Here is a 15552-nt window from a genome sequence, read left to right as displayed (position 1 = left end):
CGCGCTCACCCCACGGCGGGGACGATCGCCTCGATGAGGTGCGGGCCCGGCTCGTCGTGGGCCCACCGCAGGGCGTCGAGCAGGTCCTCGGTCGTCTCCACCCGCCGCGCCGGGACGCCGTAGCCGGTCGCCAGCGACACGAAGTCCGGCGTCGGGTCGGTCAGGGTGAGCATCCGCCCGGCGCGCCCGGAGTGGGCGGCCTCCCCCACGCCGGTGCGCGCCAGCTCCACCCGGAGGATCGCGTACGCCGCGTTGTTGATCAGCACCGTGGTGACGTCGAGCTGCTCGCGGGCCTGGGTCCACAACGCCTGCAGCGTGTACAGGGCGCTGCCGTCGGCCTGCACCGCGACGACCGACCGGTCCGGCGCCGCGACCGCGGCGCCCACCGCGGCGGGCGGGCCCTGGCCGATGGCGCCGCCGGTGAGCGCCAGCTGGGTGTGCGGAGCCGCGGTCTGCAGGGCCGGCGCGAGCACCGCCGCGGCGGTCAGCGACTCGTCGATCACGATCGCGTCCTCGGGGAGCGTCGCCGCGACCGCCGCGCACAGCGAGCGCACGTCCAGCGGCCCGGGCGCGGGCTCCGGCGCGTCCCGCGGCGCGGGCTCGGCGGCCGCGTCCGGCGCCACCTCGACGGCCAGCGCCTCGAGGGCGGCTTCCGCGTCGGTCGCCGCGTCCGCGAGCCCGACCACGGTGGCGCCGTCGGGCACGAGGTCGCCGGGGATCCCGGGGTAGCCGAAGAACGACACCGGCGAGCGCGCCCCCGCCAGCACCAGCGACGACGCGCCGTCGAGCTGCTCGAGCGCCTGCTCGGCGAAGTAGGCGAGCTTGTCGGCACGGGGGCGGCCGGCGCCGGTGTCCCAGCACCGCGGAAAGGTCTCGACGAGCAGGCGGGCGCCGGTGGCGGCGGCGACGCGGCCCGCGGCGTCCATCGCGCGCTCGGTCAGCGCCGGGCCGCCCAGCAGGATCACCGCGCCGCCGGAGCGCACCGCGGCCGCCGCGATCGCCACGCGCGAGGGCGCCGGCGGGAACGGGGCCGCGGCCGGCAGCGCGGGCGCCGGGGCACCGCCCTCGGACCACGACACGTCGGCGGGCAGGACCAGCGTCGCGACCCGGCCGCCGCGCTCGGCGGCCGCCGCCACGGCGCGCACCGCGTCGTCGGCGACGTCGCGCACGTCGCCGCACGTGTGCACCCAGCCCGAGACCGTCCGGGCGAGCGCGGTGATGTCGGACTCGAGCGGGGCGTCGTGGCGGACGTGGTCGGTGGCGTGGGCACCGACGACGCACACCAGCGGGGTGCCGGCCCGCCGCGCGTTGTGCAGGTTCGCCAGCCCGTTGCCGAGCCCGGGCCCCAGGTGCAGCAGCACCGCCGCGGGCCGGCCGGTGATCCGGGCGTGGGCGTCGGCCGCGCCGGTCGCGACGCCCTCGAACAGGGTCAGGACGCCGCGCATCTCCGGGACGTCGTCCAGGGCCTGCACGAAGTGCATCTCGGATGTGCCGGGGTTCATGAAGCAGACGTCGACGCCCGCCCCGACCAGCGAGCCGACCAGGGCCTCGGCGCCCCTCACGCGTCGCGCCGGTCGCGGGTGGCGGACGGGGACCACGGCGAGGTCGTCATGGGTCCACCTCACACCACGGTCAGCGTCGCGGCAGGGTCGGCTCCGGGGCAGGGCCCCCGGACGGCTGCCACCCGGGCGGGCCGAGGACGTAGCCGAGCCGGTCGCGCCAGCCGCGGGCCGCGCGGACGTCGCGGGCGATGTCGGCGTAGTGCCCGTATTGCAGGGTGAGGACGTTGTACGTCTCGACCGGCGTGGTGAGCCCGTACGACGGTCGCCGCGCCTCGGCGGCGAAGGTGCCGAACAGCCGGTCCCAGACGATGAGGATCCCGCCGTAGTTGCGGTCGAGGTACTCGGGATCGCGGCCGTGGTGCACGCGGTGGTGCGACGGGGTGTTGAACACGTACTCGATCGGCCGCGGGAGCTTGTCGACGAGCTCGGTGTGGACGAAGAACTGGAAGACGAGGTTGACGCCGAACGCCGCGTAGAGCGTCCCGGGCGCGAAGCCGAGGAACGGCAGCGGCAGCCAGAAGAAGAACTCGAACCAGGGGTTCCACTTCTGGCGCAGCGCGGTGCCGAAGTTCATGAACTCGCTGGAGTGGTGCGCCTGGTGCCCGGCCCAGGCGATCCGCACGCGGTGGCTGAAGCGGTGGTGCCCGTAGTAGCCGAGGTCGACCCCGAGCACGACCAGCACCCAGTACCACCACGTGTCGGTGGGCAGGTGGAACGGCGCGAGGTAGACGTACACGGCGCTGAACGCGAAGAACGTGACCACCTTGAACGCCGTCAGGAACACGAGCGACACGACCCCCATGGAGATCGACGTCCGCGCGTCCCGGAAGGCGTAGCCGCTGACCGAGTCGTCGTGGTCGAGCCACCGCAGCGCCGCGAGCTCGACGAGGATCGCCAGCACGAAGAACGGGGCCGCGTAGGTGACCGGGTTCTGCATCGGGTCGAGCAGTGCGTCCATGGACCCTCCAGCGATATGACCGTCGGGTAAGTTACCGCAGGGTCATATTCCGCGCTAGGGTCGGACCGTGGCTGCGCGACCGAACGCCGGGACGAAGGGGGTTCCGCGCGCCGACCGGGAGCGGGAGATCCTGCGCATCGCGTCGACCGCCTTCGGCACCGACGGCTTCGCCGCCACCGGCGTCGCCGACGTCGCGCACGCCGCGGGCATCTCCAAGACGCTGGTCTACAGCTACTTCGGCTCGAAGGAGGGCCTGCACGCGGCGTGCCTCGCCGAGGCCGGCGGCCTGCTGGCCACGGAGATCGAGCGGGTGGCCCGCGACGGGAGCGCCGGCGTCGAGCGGGGGGTGCGCACGCTCGCGGCGATGTTCGCCGTGCTCGACGACCGCCGCCACGTCTGGCGCCTGCTGCGCGACCGCACGGCCCCGCAGGACGGGCCCGCGGCCGAGGTCGTCGCGCAGTACGCGGCGCGCATCGAGGCCCTCGCCCGGGAGGGGGTCCTCGAGCTGCTGGGCGGCGCCGGGATCACCGACGACCTCGACGTCTCGGCGATGGTCCGCACGTGGCTCGGCATCGTGGACTCGTTCATGGACTGGTGGGTCGCCCACCCCGACCAGGACGCCGCGGAGATGACGCAGCGGGTGACCCGGCTGATCGCGGCGCTGGTGTCCGACCACACCCGCCGCGTCGCCGCACCCACACCGAGAGAGCAGGATGCAGCGCCATGACGGTGGTACTGGTGCACGGCAATCCGGAGAGCGCGGCGCTGTGGGACCCGCTCGTCGCCGAGCTGGCGCGCGCGGGCGTCGACGACGTCGTCCGCCTCTCGCCGCCCGGCTTCGGCGTGCCGCTGCCCGCCGGCTTCCCGGCGACCGTGACGGCGTACCGCGACTGGCTGATCGGCGAGCTCGAGCGCTTCGAGCGGCCCGTCGACCTGCTGGGCCACGACTGGGGCGGGGGGCACCTCGCGACCGCGCTCATGGCGCGCCCGGAGCTGGTGCGCAGCTGGGCCAGCGACGCGCTGGGCCTCTTCGAGCCGGACTACACGTGGCACGACCTCGCGCAGATCTGGCAGACGCCCGGCGACGGCGAGGCGCACCTCGAGGAGCTGTTCGGCGGGACCCCCGCTCAGCGCGCCGAGCAGATGGAATCGTTCGGCGTGGGCCACGCCGAGGCCCTGCAGCTCGCGGGGGCCCAGAACGAAGACATGAAGCAGGCGATCCTCGCGCTCTACCGGTCCGCCGCCCAGCCGGCGATGGCCACGCTCGGCAAGGAGCTGCCGACCCTGGCGGCTCGCCCGGGCCTCGCGCTCCTCGCCACCGCCGACCCCTTCGGTGGCACCGAGGAGCTCCGCCGGCGCGCCGCCGACCGCGCGGGCGCCGAGGTCGCGGTGCTCGACGAGCTGGGTCACTGGTGGATGAGCGAGGACCCGGCCCGCGCCGCGCGCGTGCTCACCGCCTTCTGGCGCGCGCGGGCCTGGAGCGCCTGACCCCACCGGAGAACGTTGGCCGAGGGTGTCGAAATCAGGTCGTCCCGTTCGTCGAGGAGGTGAGAAGCAGGACGACCTCGAAGGGAGCCGACCATGACCACGACGACGCGCGAACCACTCAGCCAGCGGGACCGGGCGGTGCTCCGCGCGGTCGCCGGCGGACGCTGCCGTCGCTCCGGCGAGATCGGGATGACGCTGATGGTGGACGGCGTCTACTGCAGCGACCAGCAGGTCGGACTCCGGCTGGCGGCCGCCGGGTTCATCGCCACCGAGGCCGGTCGGGGAACAGCGACGATCACCGACGTCGGACGGGCCGCCCTGGCCGCCGCGTAGCCGCCGCTCTCCCCCTCAGGACGGCACGACGCGCTCGTCGCGGAGACGGTCGAACACGCGGGCGAAGGCGTCGAGGGTCCGGGTGTAGCCGGTGAAGCCGGCGAGGCGGGACTTGGTCATGTCGGTGACGCACTCGATGTCGCGCCCGAGGTCACCGTCGGTGTGCCAGAAGGAGGCGACGCGGTCGAGCTGCGACTCGCGCAGGCCCTCGCGCTCGGCGATCCGCTCCCACACCGGTGCCATGCCCTCCATCTGCTGCTCGAGCGGGGCGGGCTCGCCGTCGAAGCCCTCGGGCGTCACGTGCAGCAGCTCGGCGAGCCGCGGCCACATCCACCGCCACCGGAAGACGTCACCGTCGACGATGTTGAACGGCTCGTTCCGCGCGCCGGGCGTCGTCGCCGCCCAGACCATCTGGTCGGCGAGCTGGCCGGCGTCGGTCATGTCGGTGAGCCCGTGCCACTGCTGGGCCGAGCCCGGGAAGCGGAACGGCCGGCCCGTCTCGCGGCAGATCGCCGCAGAGGCGGCGAGGGTGGAGCCGATGTTCATGGCGTTGCCCACCGCGAACCCGATCATCGTGTGGGCGCGGTGCACGCTCCATCCGAAACCGTGCCGCTCCGCGGCGGCGACCAGCTCGTCCTCCTGCGCGTAGTAGAAGTTCGGCGCATCGAGGCGCGGGGTGTCCTCGGTGAACGGCGTCTCCGGGAGCTCGCCCTGGCCGTAGGCCTCGAACGGGCCGAGGTAGTGCTTGAGCCCGGTCACCAGCGCGACGTGCTCGACCGTCCCGTCGGCGCAGGCCGCGTCCAGGACATCACGCACCAGGGCGCCGTTGACCCGGATGTTGTCCTCCTCGGTCTCCTGCCGCGACCAGGCGGTGAGGAAGACCGACGTCGCCTTCGTGCCGGCCAGCGTCTCGCGCAGCGCCTCCGGGTCGGTGAGGTCGGCGTGCAGGGGCTCCACACCGGGCACCGGGGACGTGCTGCCGCGGGAGAGCCCGAGTGTCTGCCCGGTCTGCGGGGCGAGGCGCTCGGCCAGGGCGTGCCCGCTGATGCCGGTGACGCCGACGACGAGCGGTCGATCCAGGGGTGACATGTCCTCGGATGCACCCGACCGGGCCGCCGCGAACCGTGAGCAGGGCCATCACGCCCCGGCCGTGACCTGTCCTCCCGGTGACAAGAGCCTGCTCCCGCGACCAGGACATTCGCGCCACGACGCCACAGACCTCGCCGGTCGACCGCAGGACGCTGCTGGCAGGGCCGTCACGCCCGCCACTGCACTCTGCCGGAGGAACCCATGACCGCTGTGCACCCGTCCACCCCGCCGACACCGGCTCCGGAGGCCGACGCCCCGCCCCCGGTGACCTACGACCACCTCGCCCGGACACCGGGACGCCGCTGGTGGGTCGGTCCCGCGGCGCTGCTGTCGATCGTCGTCGCCGGCCTGCTGTTCGTGCTCGTGGTCGGCATGACGACCGGCCTGGCCGCCGCGATCGCCGGCGTTCCCCTCGACGTCGACGGCCTCCCGGCCGATCCCGCCTGGTCCGCCGGGTTCGGCCTGTTGATCATCGCCGCGACACTGCCCGCGGTGCTCCTCGTCGTACGGTTCGTCGAGCGACGCCGCCCGGGGACGCTGTCGTCCGTCACCGGGCGCCTGCGCGGTCGCTGGCTCGCCGTCTGCCTGGTCCCCGCGCTCGCCGTCTCCGCCGTGACCGGGCTGGTGGGCGAGCTCGTCGCTCCCACCCAGGGCGCCTTCGTGGGCTGGTCGTCGTTCGTCGGGGTCGCGGTCGTGGCCCTCGCCGTGACGCCGTTGCAGGTCGCGGCCGAGGAGTACCTGTTCCGGGGCTGGATCGTGCAGACGTTCGGCGCCGTCGTCCGCAGCCCGTGGCCCGGCGTCGCGGTGAGCGCCGTCCTGTTCGCGCTGGTCCACGAGGGTGCGACCGCGAGCGTGTGGGGCTTCGCCGACCTCGTCGTGTTCGCGGTCGTGCTCTCGGTCCTGACCCTGCGCACCGGAGGCCTCGAGGCCGCCCTGGCCCTGCACCTGGTCCACAACACCGTTGCGTGGGTCGCCGCGGCCGCCTCCGGCGGCACCGACGCCATCGCCGACTACACCGACGTCGGGGCCGGGGTGTTCGCCGTGTCGATGCTCGGGACGGTGCTCTACGCGACCTCCGTGCTGATCCTGTCCCGGCGCCGGGGTGTCGAGACCAGCCGGCCCATGGCGGTCACGGGGGCCGCTGAGCCGCGCGCCGTCGCCTGACCCGGTCCGGGGCGTGGACACCCGCAGTACCGTCCGAGCATGTTCGAGGGAGACGAGATCGTGCTGGGGCCCCTGCCCAAGGGCATCGTGCGCGCCGGTGAGGGTCAGCACCGACGGGTGTGGAACGTGCTCGGCCACACCTACTGGGCGAAGGCGATCAGCGAGTCCAGCTTCGCGTTCGAGACCCTCGACCCGCCGGGCACCGGCGTGCCGCCCCACGTCCACCCCACGCAGGACGAGCACATCCACGTCCTCGGCGGCGTCTTCACGCTCTACCTCGACGGGGAGTGGGAGAAGGCCGGTCCCGGGGACACGGTGCTGATGCCGCGCGGCCTCCCCCACGCCTACTACAACCGTGGCGAGTCCGACGCCCGCGCCCTGTTCTGGGTGAGCCCGACCGGCAACCTGGCCCACCTGTTCGATCAGCTGCACGACCTCCAGGACCCCGACGAGGTGGTCCGGCAGTCCGCGCTGCACGACGTGGAGTTCCTCCCGCCCGGCTCCGTCCCCGGCGCATAGGCGCAAACTCCACGTCCGATGGAGATCGACGCACGGCTCGACACGGCCCTGTCCTCGGTCGCCCGCGACGTCCGCGCGTGCGAGGAGATCGGGTTCGACGGCGCGTGGAACACCGAGAACCGGGCCGACCCGTTCCTGTCCCTGACCCTGGCGTGCGAGCACTCGCAGCGCCTCCGGCTGGGCCCGTCGGTCGCGATCGCCTTCGCCCGCACCCCGATGACGGTCGCGTATCCCGCCTGGGATCTGCAGCGCTTCTCCGGCGGGCGGCTGATCCTCGGGCTGGGCAGCCAGATCCGGCCGCACGTCGCCCGGCGGTTCTCCATGCCCTGGTCGGAGCCGGCCGACCGGATGCGCGAGTTCGTCGTCGCGCTGCGGGCGATCTGGCACACCTGGGCGACCGGTGAGCCCCTGGCGCACCGCGGACGGTTCTACGAGCACTCCCTCATGCCGCCCGCCTTCACGCCGCCGCCGAACCCCGACGGCCCGCCGCCGGTCTTCCTCGCGGCGGTCGGGCCGCGGATGCTCCGCGTCGCCGCCGAGGTAGCCGACGGGCTCTTCGTCCATCCCTTCTGCACCCAGGCCTACCTCGAGGAGGTGATCCTCCCCGAGGTCAGGACCCACCGGCCGCCGGGCCGCCCTCCCCTGCGGATCGCGCTCTCCCCGTTCGTCGCGCTCGACGAGAGCGACGTCGCGGCGGTCCGTCGACAGATCTCCTTCTACGGCTCGACGCCCGCGTACCGCCGGGTCCTCGAGCTCCACGGGCAGGGCGACCTGCAGGACGAGCTCCACCGGCTGTCGAAGGAGGGCCGGTGGGACGACATGCCCGCCCTCGTCGACGACGACCTCCTCCACGCGATGTGCGCCGTCGGGTCGCCGGGCGAGGTCGCCGGGCTCCTCCGGGAGCGCTACGCCGCGGTGGCCGACCGCATCCGGCTCAACCGCCCGGGCGACAGCCCTCCGCCCAGCCATTTCGCCGAGCTGGTGGCGAGCCTCCGGGACCTCGACCGCTCCTGAGTCCCGGCCCGTCGCGGTCGGCCGTCCCGTCCCGTCCACAGCTCCGGTGAGATGCCGCAGATCGCGGGCCCGTCGTCACCGCGCCGTTCGGATGCGGCAATTACTTCCCTCATCGCAGCACCGCCTGCCCCCGACGGCCTCGCAGACTCGGTACGCGATGGACCCCGCAGAACCCACCCCACGACCCGGCACCGACGTCGGACCGGGCCCGCCAGCACCGGCCGGCGCGGAGATGCTGCTGCCGGGGAGCCCGGCGGCGCGCGCCGCCGGGTGCGGGTGCTCGGTCCTGGCCAACGCGGCCTACCGCTGCGGCGCCTCGACGAGTCCGCTGATCGAGACGACGTGCCCCGTCGCCCACGGAGAGCCGGTTCCCTGAGCGACGTTGGCGACGACGACGAGCGGGGGATATCGTCGCTGGACGCTGTGGCCTGGGTCACAGTTCACCCCGCGACGCGATGCGTCCCCTCAGGAGGTCTCGACATGGCTGACACCGTCTACCGCGTCACCGAAGTCATCGGCACCAGCACCGAGTCGTGGGAGGCCGCTGCCCGCAACGCCGTCGAGACCGCCGCCAAGACGGTCCGCGACATCCGCATCGCCGAGCTCGTCCGTTCGGACCTCGTCATCGAGAACGGTCGGGTGAGCGCCTTCCGTGTCCGCCTCGAGATCTCCTTCAAGTTCGAGACGAGCGACTGACGCCACGTCTTGACCACCGACGTCCGCGGGCTAACGTCGCGATGACCGGACCGTGGCGGCGGGAGGTCGGAGATGGCGTACGACGTCGTGATCGTCGGTGGTGGCTCGGCCGGCTGCGTGCTCGCGAACCGGCTCAGCGTCGACGGGGACCGGTCGGTGCTGCTGATCGAGGCCGGTCCGGACTACCTGTCGCAGGCGGAGCTCCCCGAGGACATCGCCGGCGCCGCCTACGCACCGCAGACCCATGACTGGGGCTACACCGCCGAGCCCGACGAGTTCGGCAACGCGGTCGCCGTGCCCCGCGGCAAGGTCATCGGCGGCTCGTCGTCGACGAACTACTGCTTCGCCATGCGCGCGCGCCCGGCCGACCACGCCGCCTGGGTCGACCGCGGGAACCATGGCTGGGGCTACGACGACGTCCTGCCGGACTACCGCGCGATGGAGAGCTTCGCCCACGGCGCCGACGAGTTCCACGGCCGCACGGGCGTCTACCGGATCACCCGCGACGGCTGGCAGGACCTCGCCCCGACGGCGGCGGCGAGCGCGAAGGCCGCGGCTGCGCTCGGCTACGCGGAGGTGGACGACGTCAACGCGCCGGGCCCGCCCGGCTTCGGCCTCGCTCCGCTCAGCGCCGTGGACGGCATCCGCCAGAGCACGGCGCTGGCCTACCTCAACCCCGTCCGCGATCGCGCGAATCTGCAGGTCCGCGGCGGCGAGGAGGTGGACAGGGTCCTCGTCGACGGCGACCGCGCCGTCGGTGTCCGGCTCCGGTCCGGCGAGGAGATCGCGGCCGCCACCGTGGTCCTGGCGGCCGGGACCTACAACACCCCGGCGATCCTGCTGCGCTCCGGGATCGGACCGGCGGGTCACCTGGCCGAGCTCGGCGTCGACCTGGTCCGTGACCTGCCCGGCGTCGGGCAGAACCTCACCGAGCACCCCGTGATGTGGAACATCCACGCCGCGCGCCCCCCGGACACGACGGCCGCACCCATGTTCCAGACCGCGCTCAGCGTCCGGCACGACCCGGCCGACCCGGACTACGACCTGCACGTGCTGCCGACCGCCGCGGTCCCGACCGCGGCGCTGCCGGAGGCGTTCGTCCCGCCGGTCAGCGAGCACCCGACCGGCTGGGACATGATCTTCTTCGTGGCCTGCGTGCAGCCGCGCTCGCGCGGGAGCGTGCGGCTGCGCTCGGCGGACCCGAGCGACGCACCGATCATCGACCTGGGTCTCTACACGCACCCGGACGACGCGCCCCGGGTCGCGGAGGCGGTCCGGATCGCACGCCGCCTCGCCGCGACCCCGCCGCTGTCCGAGCTGCTCGTCGGCGAGCGCGCGCCCGGCCCGGACGTCGGCGACGACGACCTCGCCGACGCGGTGCGCCGCGCGCCGTCGCACTACAACCACGCCTGCGGGACCGCCCGGATGGGCCCGTCGAGCGATCCGCAGGCCGTGGTCGGCAGCGACTGCCGGGTGCACGGGGTGGACGGGCTCGCGGTCGTCGACGCCTCGGTGCTGCCGACGATCCCCCGCGTACCGACCAACCCCACCACGATCCTCGTCGCCGAGCGCGCGTCCGCCCTGCTGCGCTGACCGGCGCCGCGCACCGTCCCCACGACAGGAGATCGAGTGGACAACCCTCGCGCCCTGCCCGTCACCGTGATCGTCGGCGCCACCTCGAAGTGGCAGCCCGACGGGCCGAACACGCGATTCGTCCACGGCCGCGACGTCGGACAGGACCTCCCGGCCGAGCGCCGGTGGGGGCTGGGCGGGGCGCTGGCCCGACGGTTCGCGCGCGAGGGTCACCACGTCGTCCTGACGACCCGCCGGCGCGCCAACGCGGAGGCGCTCGCCGCGACGATCGACCACGACGGCGGCTCCTGCTCGGTCGTCGAGCTGGACGTGGGGTCGGCGGAGTCGGTCGCCGGCGCGTTCGCCTCGATCCGCACGCAGGCGGGCGACCCGGACGTGCTGATCTACAACGCCGGCTACATGGCGGGGCGCGAGCTGCCCGAGGACCAGGAGCTCCTGGAGCACTTCCCGGACGAGCTCTTCGAGGAGGCCGTGGCGACCGCGTGCCGCGGTCCGTTCCTGGTGGCCAAGGAGGTCCTGCCGGCGATGCGACGGCGGGGCTCGGGCTCGATCCTGTTCTCCAACAACCAGTACTCGCTGCGGGGGCGCAAGCGGTCGACCGGCCAGTCGCTCTACTACCCGCGGACCATGATGCGGGCCCTCGCCCAGGCCCTCACCGAGGAGTACTCCGAGCACGGCGTCCACGTCGCGAACGTCGTCGTGGACGGCTTCATCGACTCGCCCGGCACACGGGCCCTCCCCGCGCTGCAGGAGCGTCCGGACCTGTTGATCGACCCCGTGGGCATCGCCGACGCCTTCCACTACCTGCACCGGCAGGACCGGTCGTGCTGGACGCACGAGCTCCAGCTGACCGCGGCGTCCGGGGCGGTCAGCGTGTGACGCCCGACGCGGGCAGCACGAGCACGCGACCACCGCGCGCGGCGGTGACGACGAGCTGCTCACCACCCGGACCCGCGAGGCAGACGTTGGTGGGGAAGGTGCGCTCCCCGAGGTCCAGGCGTGCGTGCAGCTCCCCGGTGGGCGCGTAGACGAAGACCGCGTCGGCGGCCGGCGCCGCCGCGTAGAGCAGCCCGTGGGCGTCGAGCGCGAGCCCGTCCGGGCCCCCGTCGGGCAGCCGCGGTCCCGCGGCGAGGGGCAGGAGCCGTCCGTCCTCCCAGCGGTGCCTGCTGATCCGCCCCTCCTCCGTGTGCGCCAGCCACAGCGTCGTGGTGTCCCGGTCGAACGCCAGCCCGTTGGGGAAGTCCTGCTCGTCGAGCAGGGTCTCGCTCTCGCCCGTCGCGGGGTCGAGGGCGAGCAGACGGCCGTGGTCGGTGTCGCCGGGCGGTCCGGGATCGGTGAACCAGAGACGGCCGTCGGGCCCGACGACGACGTCGTTGGGAGCCCGGGTGCCGGGCACCGGCACGTCGAGGACCGCGTCGCCGACGACCCGTTGCAGCCCCGGCCGGGTGGGCCGGGACGAGCGGCTGGACGTCACCGCTCCGGCGTTCTGGGCGACCCAGACCGCACCGTCGTCGGTCTCGGCGAGCCCGTTGGGCCCGCCGCCGGTCTCGACGGCGCCTCGGACGCCGCCGCGCTCGAGGTCGATCTCGACCACGAGGCCGCGGGACAGCGCGACCACGAGCAGCCGGCCGTCGCGCGTGACCAGGGGCCCCTCGGTGAACCCGATGCCCTCGGCGAGGAGCCGCAGGGAACGTAGCGGGGTCATCGCGTCCTCCTCGCGAGCTCGTCGCGCAGCAGCTGCTTGCTGACCTTGCCGGTCGCCGTCAGCGGGACGTCCCCGGCGGCGAGCAGCTCGATGCGCGACGGGACCTTGTAGCTGGCGGCGCGCTCGCGGATCCAGGCGACGAGGGTGCCGGGGAGGTCGGGGTCGGCGCGGGGGGCGACGACGGCGGCGACCATGGTCTCGTCGCCGGCCTCCCCCGGCAGCCCCACCACGTACGCCTCGGCGACCTCCGGGTGGGCGACCAGCAGGTCCTCGACCTCCACCGGGGCGATGTTGATGCCCTTGACCTTGAGCATCTCCTTGCGCCGCCCGACGACCCGCAGGCGGCCGCGCTCGTCGAGCGTGCCGAGGTCACCGGTGCGCATCCAGCCGCCGGTCCGGAAGACACCGCCGTCGAGGTCGGCGCGCCCCAGGTAGCTGTCGATGACGCAGCCGCGCAGCTCGATCTCACCGGTCCCGCCCGGCGGCAGGGCGGCGCCGTCGGGGTCGCAGATCCGCAGCTCCTGGGTCGGCAGGACCGTGCCGCTGGTGTGCAGGCGCACCTCCCGGTCGTCGTCGGCGTCGGACATCGCCGAGTGCCCGTAGGCCTCGGAGAGCCCGTAGACGCTGCAGACGCCGTCGACGCCGAGCTCCTCGATCGCCAGCCGCTTCTCCTCGGCGCTGAAGCCCGTGGTGCCGGTGCGCAGCGAGGAGATGTCGTGGTCGGCGAACGTCGGCGCGGCCAGGAGCAGCCGGGTGGTGGCGCCGAAGCCGTAGTAGACGGTGCAGCGCTCGCGGGCGATGACGGCGAGCGAGCGGTCGCCGTCGATCCGCGACTCGAGGCACAGCGCGGCACCGGCGCCGAGAGCCATGGGCAGGGCGTTGGAGCAGCCGTAGCCGAAGAACATCGGTGCGCCCAGCCAGAGCCGGTCGTCGGGACGCAGGTTCAGCCGCCGGGCGATCTCGCGGGTGTTGGCCATCAGCTTGCCGTGCTCGAGAGGCACCGGCTTGGGGCGCGCGGTGCTGCCGCTGGTGAAGAGGATCAGCGCGAGGTCGGTCGGCGCCGGGCCCGGCAGGTCGACGGTCGGCGGGTCGCCGGCGAGGGGGAGGTCGTCGCCGTCACCCCAGAGCAGGACGCCGTCGCGCGGGAACCCGGCGGCGTCCAGCTCCGCCACGGTGTCGCGGCCGAAGACGGCGCGGTCGGTGACCACGAGCGCCACGTCGGCCTCCGACAGGACGTGTCCGAGCTCCGCGGCGCGGTACCAGGTGTTGAGCGGGACGACGGTCAGACCGGCGCGGTGGGCCGCCAGCGCCGTCACCACCCAGCGCACCCCGTTCGGCAGCAGGATCGCGAGGCGGTCGCCGGGCCGGAGCCCGCGGTGGACGAGATCGGCGGCCAGGCGCGTGCTGCGGTCGCGCAGTGCGCCGTAGGTCAGCCGGCCCTCGTCGCCGACGACGGCCTCCGCGCCGGGCGGGGCGAGGTCGACGGCGTCGACCAGGGTCTGGGGGTGTGCGGTGGCCACGGAGTCCTCGCTCGGACGCGGGTCAGCTGTGATCATTGATAATCCTCGTGGTCAAGGGAGGCGTCGACGCCTCCGGCCCGCGTCAGTCGCTGAGGACCCCGGAGCGCTTGAGCGCCGCGACGACCTGGTCGCCCTCGTGCTGCATGTGCTCGCGGTTGGTCCGGTCGGCCTCGCGGGCGTCGCCGGCCCGCAGGGCGGCGACGATCGCGGCGTGCTCCTCGTTGGCCTGCGCGCTCGCTGCCGCGGGCAGGCTGTAGACCTCGCGGGGGAGGTTGCGCGACAGGTGACGCAGCACCGAGAGGGTGCGGCGGCTGGCGCCGGTGTGGTTGATCAGGGAGTGGAACTCCCAGTTGAGGTCGTGCACGAGCTCCGGGTCGTCGCTGCCCGCCATCTGCTGGTGCAGCTCCCCGAGACGCTCCAGCACGGGCTCGGTGATGCGCCGGGCCGCGCCGGCCGCCGCGAGCCCCTGGGCCATGCCGTAGATGCGGTAGTGGTCCTCGATGTCCTCGGCCCGGATCGGCACCACGTAGGTGCCCCGGTGCGGCTCGGACGCCACGAGCCCGTCGGCCTCGAGGGTGATCAGTGCCTCGCGGACCGGCAGGCGGCTGACGCCGAGGTCCGCGGCGATGGTGTCCTGCGGCACGCGCTGCCCCGCGGAGAGCGTGCCGTCGAAGATCATGCTGCGGATGTACTCCGCGACCTCGATGCCGCTGCGTCGTCGCTGGATCGTCGGCCGGCCCGCCCGGCGTCCCGTCACGTCCGCCTCCTGCCCTCGCCGTCGCGGATAACGTATCAGCGCCGAGGGCTCGGTCCCGGCCGCGCTCACGACGCCGCCCCGACGGTCCCGACGCCCCAGCGCGCGAGCAGGGCCCGCGGGTCGTCGGCGGGCCCGCAGCGCAACGGGGTCCCCGACAGCCGCGGCGCCGGCGCCGGTCCGGGGTGGCCGTCCGCGTCCCGGACGAGGGTGGCGCGGGCGGCGAGGTGCGGGTCGGCGGCGGCCTCGCGCATGCTGAGCACGGGCGTCACGCAGGCGTCGACGTCGTCGAAGCGCTCGGTCCACTCCGCCCGGGTGCGGGTGGCGAACGCCGCGGCCACGAGGACCTTGACCTCGGGCCACCGTGCGCGGTCCCACTGATCGCCCACGACCTCCGGGGCGAGCCCCAGGCCGTCGAGGAGCCGGCGCCAGAACTGCGGCTCGATGCTGCCGACGGCCATGTACTCGCCGTCGGCCGTGGCGTAGACGTCGTAGAACGGGGCGCCGGTGTCGATGTCGTTGGTCCCCGGCTCCCCCGGCCACCGCCCCTGCGCGGCGCGGCTCCAGATCCCCGTCATCAGCAGGCTGACCCCGTCGACCATCGCGGCGTCGACGACCTGCCCCCGCCCGGTGCGTCCACGCTCGAGCAGCGCGGCCAGCACGCCGACCGCGAGCAGCATCCCCCCGCCCCCGTAGTCACCGACCAGGTTGAGCGGTGGAACCGGCGCCTCGCCACGGCGCGCGATCGAGCGCAGGGCGCCGGTGAGGGCCAGGTAGTTGATGTCGTGGCCCGGCTGGCGGGCGCGGGGGCCGTCCTGTCCCCAGCCGGTCATCCGGCCGTAGACGAGCCCGGTGTGGCACGACTCCGGCCCGAGTCCCAGACGTTCCATCACGCCGGGCCGGAACCCTTCGAGCAGGACGTCGGCCGCGTCGACGAGCTCGCGGGCGGTGGCGAGGTCGGCGTCGTCCTTGAGGTCGAGTCCGATCCACGGGCGTCCGCGCAGCAGCGCGCCCCCGTCGACCGGTCCGCCGGGGCGGTCGATGCGGACGACGTCCGCGCCGGCGTCGGCGAGCAGCATGCTGGCGAACGGTGCCGGGCCGAGGCCGCCGAACTCGACGACGCGGATGCCCTCGAGGGGGCCGGTCATGGTGTCCAC

General features: G+C 74.2%; 17 protein-coding genes. 10 read left to right on the top strand and 7 right to left on the bottom strand.

Annotated features, from left to right (window positions below; translation table 11 throughout):
- Nucleotides 1–5 precede the first annotated feature (5 nt).
- Both EV188_RS29465 and EV188_RS29460 read right to left on the bottom strand, forming a co-directional pair.
- Complete coding sequence (locus tag EV188_RS29465) at nucleotides 6–1562, bottom strand: acetolactate synthase large subunit (protein ID WP_133829906.1); 1557 nt, start codon at nucleotides 1560–1562, stop codon at nucleotides 6–8.
- Between the two features lie 70 nt (nucleotides 1563–1632).
- Complete coding sequence (locus tag EV188_RS29460; RefSeq protein WP_133829905.1) at nucleotides 1633–2520, bottom strand: sterol desaturase family protein; 888 nt, start codon at nucleotides 2518–2520, stop codon at nucleotides 1633–1635.
- Between the two features lie 67 nt (nucleotides 2521–2587).
- On the opposite strand from EV188_RS29460, the gene EV188_RS29455 reads away from it, so the two are divergent.
- The 3 genes from EV188_RS29455 (at nucleotide 2588) to EV188_RS29445 (ending at nucleotide 4341) form a co-directional block, all read left to right on the top strand.
- Nucleotides 2588–3247, top strand: coding sequence for a TetR/AcrR family transcriptional regulator (locus EV188_RS29455; protein ID WP_133829904.1), 660 nt, complete (start codon nucleotides 2588–2590; stop codon nucleotides 3245–3247).
- Nucleotides 3244–4008, top strand: coding sequence for an alpha/beta fold hydrolase (locus EV188_RS29450; RefSeq protein ID WP_133829903.1), 765 nt, complete (start codon nucleotides 3244–3246; stop codon nucleotides 4006–4008). Before EV188_RS29455 ends, EV188_RS29450 begins: the two co-directional genes overlap by 4 nt.
- A gap of 93 nt (nucleotides 4009–4101) precedes the next feature.
- Nucleotides 4102–4341 (top strand): hypothetical protein, encoded by a 240-nt coding sequence (locus EV188_RS29445; RefSeq protein ID WP_133829902.1) that lies wholly within the window; start codon nucleotides 4102–4104, stop codon nucleotides 4339–4341.
- A 15-nt stretch (nucleotides 4342–4356) separates the two neighbouring features.
- On the opposite strand, the gene EV188_RS29440 is transcribed toward EV188_RS29445, so the two are convergent.
- Nucleotides 4357–5430 (bottom strand): SDR family oxidoreductase, encoded by a 1074-nt coding sequence (locus EV188_RS29440; RefSeq protein WP_133829901.1) that lies wholly within the window; start codon nucleotides 5428–5430, stop codon nucleotides 4357–4359.
- Nucleotides 5431–5631: 201 nt separating this feature from the next.
- Here EV188_RS29440 and EV188_RS29435 point away from each other — a divergent pair, with 201 nt between their 5' ends.
- The 7 genes from EV188_RS29435 to EV188_RS29405 all read left to right on the top strand — a co-directional run bounded on the left by EV188_RS29435 (nucleotide 5632) and on the right by EV188_RS29405 (nucleotide 11295).
- Nucleotides 5632–6594 (top strand): CPBP family intramembrane glutamic endopeptidase, encoded by a 963-nt coding sequence (locus tag EV188_RS29435; protein WP_133829900.1) that lies wholly within the window; start codon nucleotides 5632–5634, stop codon nucleotides 6592–6594.
- Between the two features lie 39 nt (nucleotides 6595–6633).
- Complete coding sequence (locus EV188_RS29430; RefSeq protein WP_133829899.1) at nucleotides 6634–7113, top strand: cupin domain-containing protein; 480 nt, start codon at nucleotides 6634–6636, stop codon at nucleotides 7111–7113.
- An 18-nt stretch (nucleotides 7114–7131) separates the two neighbouring features.
- Nucleotides 7132–8127 carry a TIGR03617 family F420-dependent LLM class oxidoreductase gene (locus EV188_RS29425; protein ID WP_133829898.1) on the top strand — a complete coding sequence of 332 codons (996 nt, stop codon included), beginning with the start codon at nucleotides 7132–7134 and terminating at the stop codon, nucleotides 8125–8127.
- A 157-nt stretch (nucleotides 8128–8284) separates the two neighbouring features.
- The gene (locus EV188_RS29420; protein WP_133829897.1) at nucleotides 8285–8503 is read left to right on the top strand and encodes a hypothetical protein; all 219 of its coding nucleotides are present in this window, start codon (nucleotides 8285–8287) and stop codon (nucleotides 8501–8503) included.
- 104 nt (nucleotides 8504–8607) lie between these two features.
- Nucleotides 8608–8823, top strand: a complete 216-nt coding sequence (locus EV188_RS29415; protein ID WP_133829896.1) for a dodecin family protein — start codon at nucleotides 8608–8610, stop codon at nucleotides 8821–8823.
- Between the two features lie 72 nt (nucleotides 8824–8895).
- Nucleotides 8896–10416: a GMC family oxidoreductase gene (locus EV188_RS29410; RefSeq protein ID WP_133829895.1), complete on the top strand. Its 1521-nt coding sequence runs from the start codon at nucleotides 8896–8898 to the stop codon at nucleotides 10414–10416.
- 36 nt (nucleotides 10417–10452) lie between these two features.
- Nucleotides 10453–11295: an SDR family NAD(P)-dependent oxidoreductase gene (locus tag EV188_RS29405; RefSeq protein WP_208114427.1), complete on the top strand. Its 843-nt coding sequence runs from the start codon at nucleotides 10453–10455 to the stop codon at nucleotides 11293–11295.
- On the opposite strand, the gene EV188_RS29400 is transcribed toward EV188_RS29405, so the two are convergent.
- From EV188_RS29400 to EV188_RS29385, 4 genes are all read right to left on the bottom strand, one after another.
- Complete coding sequence (locus EV188_RS29400; RefSeq protein ID WP_133829894.1) at nucleotides 11285–12121, bottom strand: SMP-30/gluconolactonase/LRE family protein; 837 nt, start codon at nucleotides 12119–12121, stop codon at nucleotides 11285–11287. The genes EV188_RS29405 and EV188_RS29400 overlap by 11 nt on opposite strands.
- Nucleotides 12118–13641 carry a class I adenylate-forming enzyme family protein gene (locus tag EV188_RS29395; protein ID WP_166660161.1) on the bottom strand — a complete coding sequence of 508 codons (1524 nt, stop codon included), beginning with the start codon at nucleotides 13639–13641 and terminating at the stop codon, nucleotides 12118–12120. Before EV188_RS29395 ends, EV188_RS29400 begins: the two co-directional genes overlap by 4 nt.
- 82 nt (nucleotides 13642–13723) lie before the next feature.
- A complete protein-coding gene (locus tag EV188_RS29390) occupies nucleotides 13724–14398 on the bottom strand; it encodes a GntR family transcriptional regulator (protein ID WP_243742091.1) in 675 nt (224 codons plus the stop codon).
- Nucleotides 14399–14463: 65 nt separating this feature from the next.
- The gene (locus EV188_RS29385) at nucleotides 14464–15543 is read right to left on the bottom strand and encodes a CaiB/BaiF CoA transferase family protein (protein WP_133829892.1); all 1080 of its coding nucleotides are present in this window, start codon (nucleotides 15541–15543) and stop codon (nucleotides 14464–14466) included.
- Nucleotides 15544–15552 lie beyond the last annotated feature (9 nt).

The sequence above is a fragment of the Actinomycetospora succinea genome, from assembly GCF_004363095.1.
GTDB classification, from domain to species: Bacteria; Actinomycetota; Actinomycetes; order Mycobacteriales; family Pseudonocardiaceae; genus Actinomycetospora; species Actinomycetospora succinea.
Note: the sequence above shows the minus strand (reverse complement) of the source record. Positions and strands in the feature narration are given on the sequence as shown.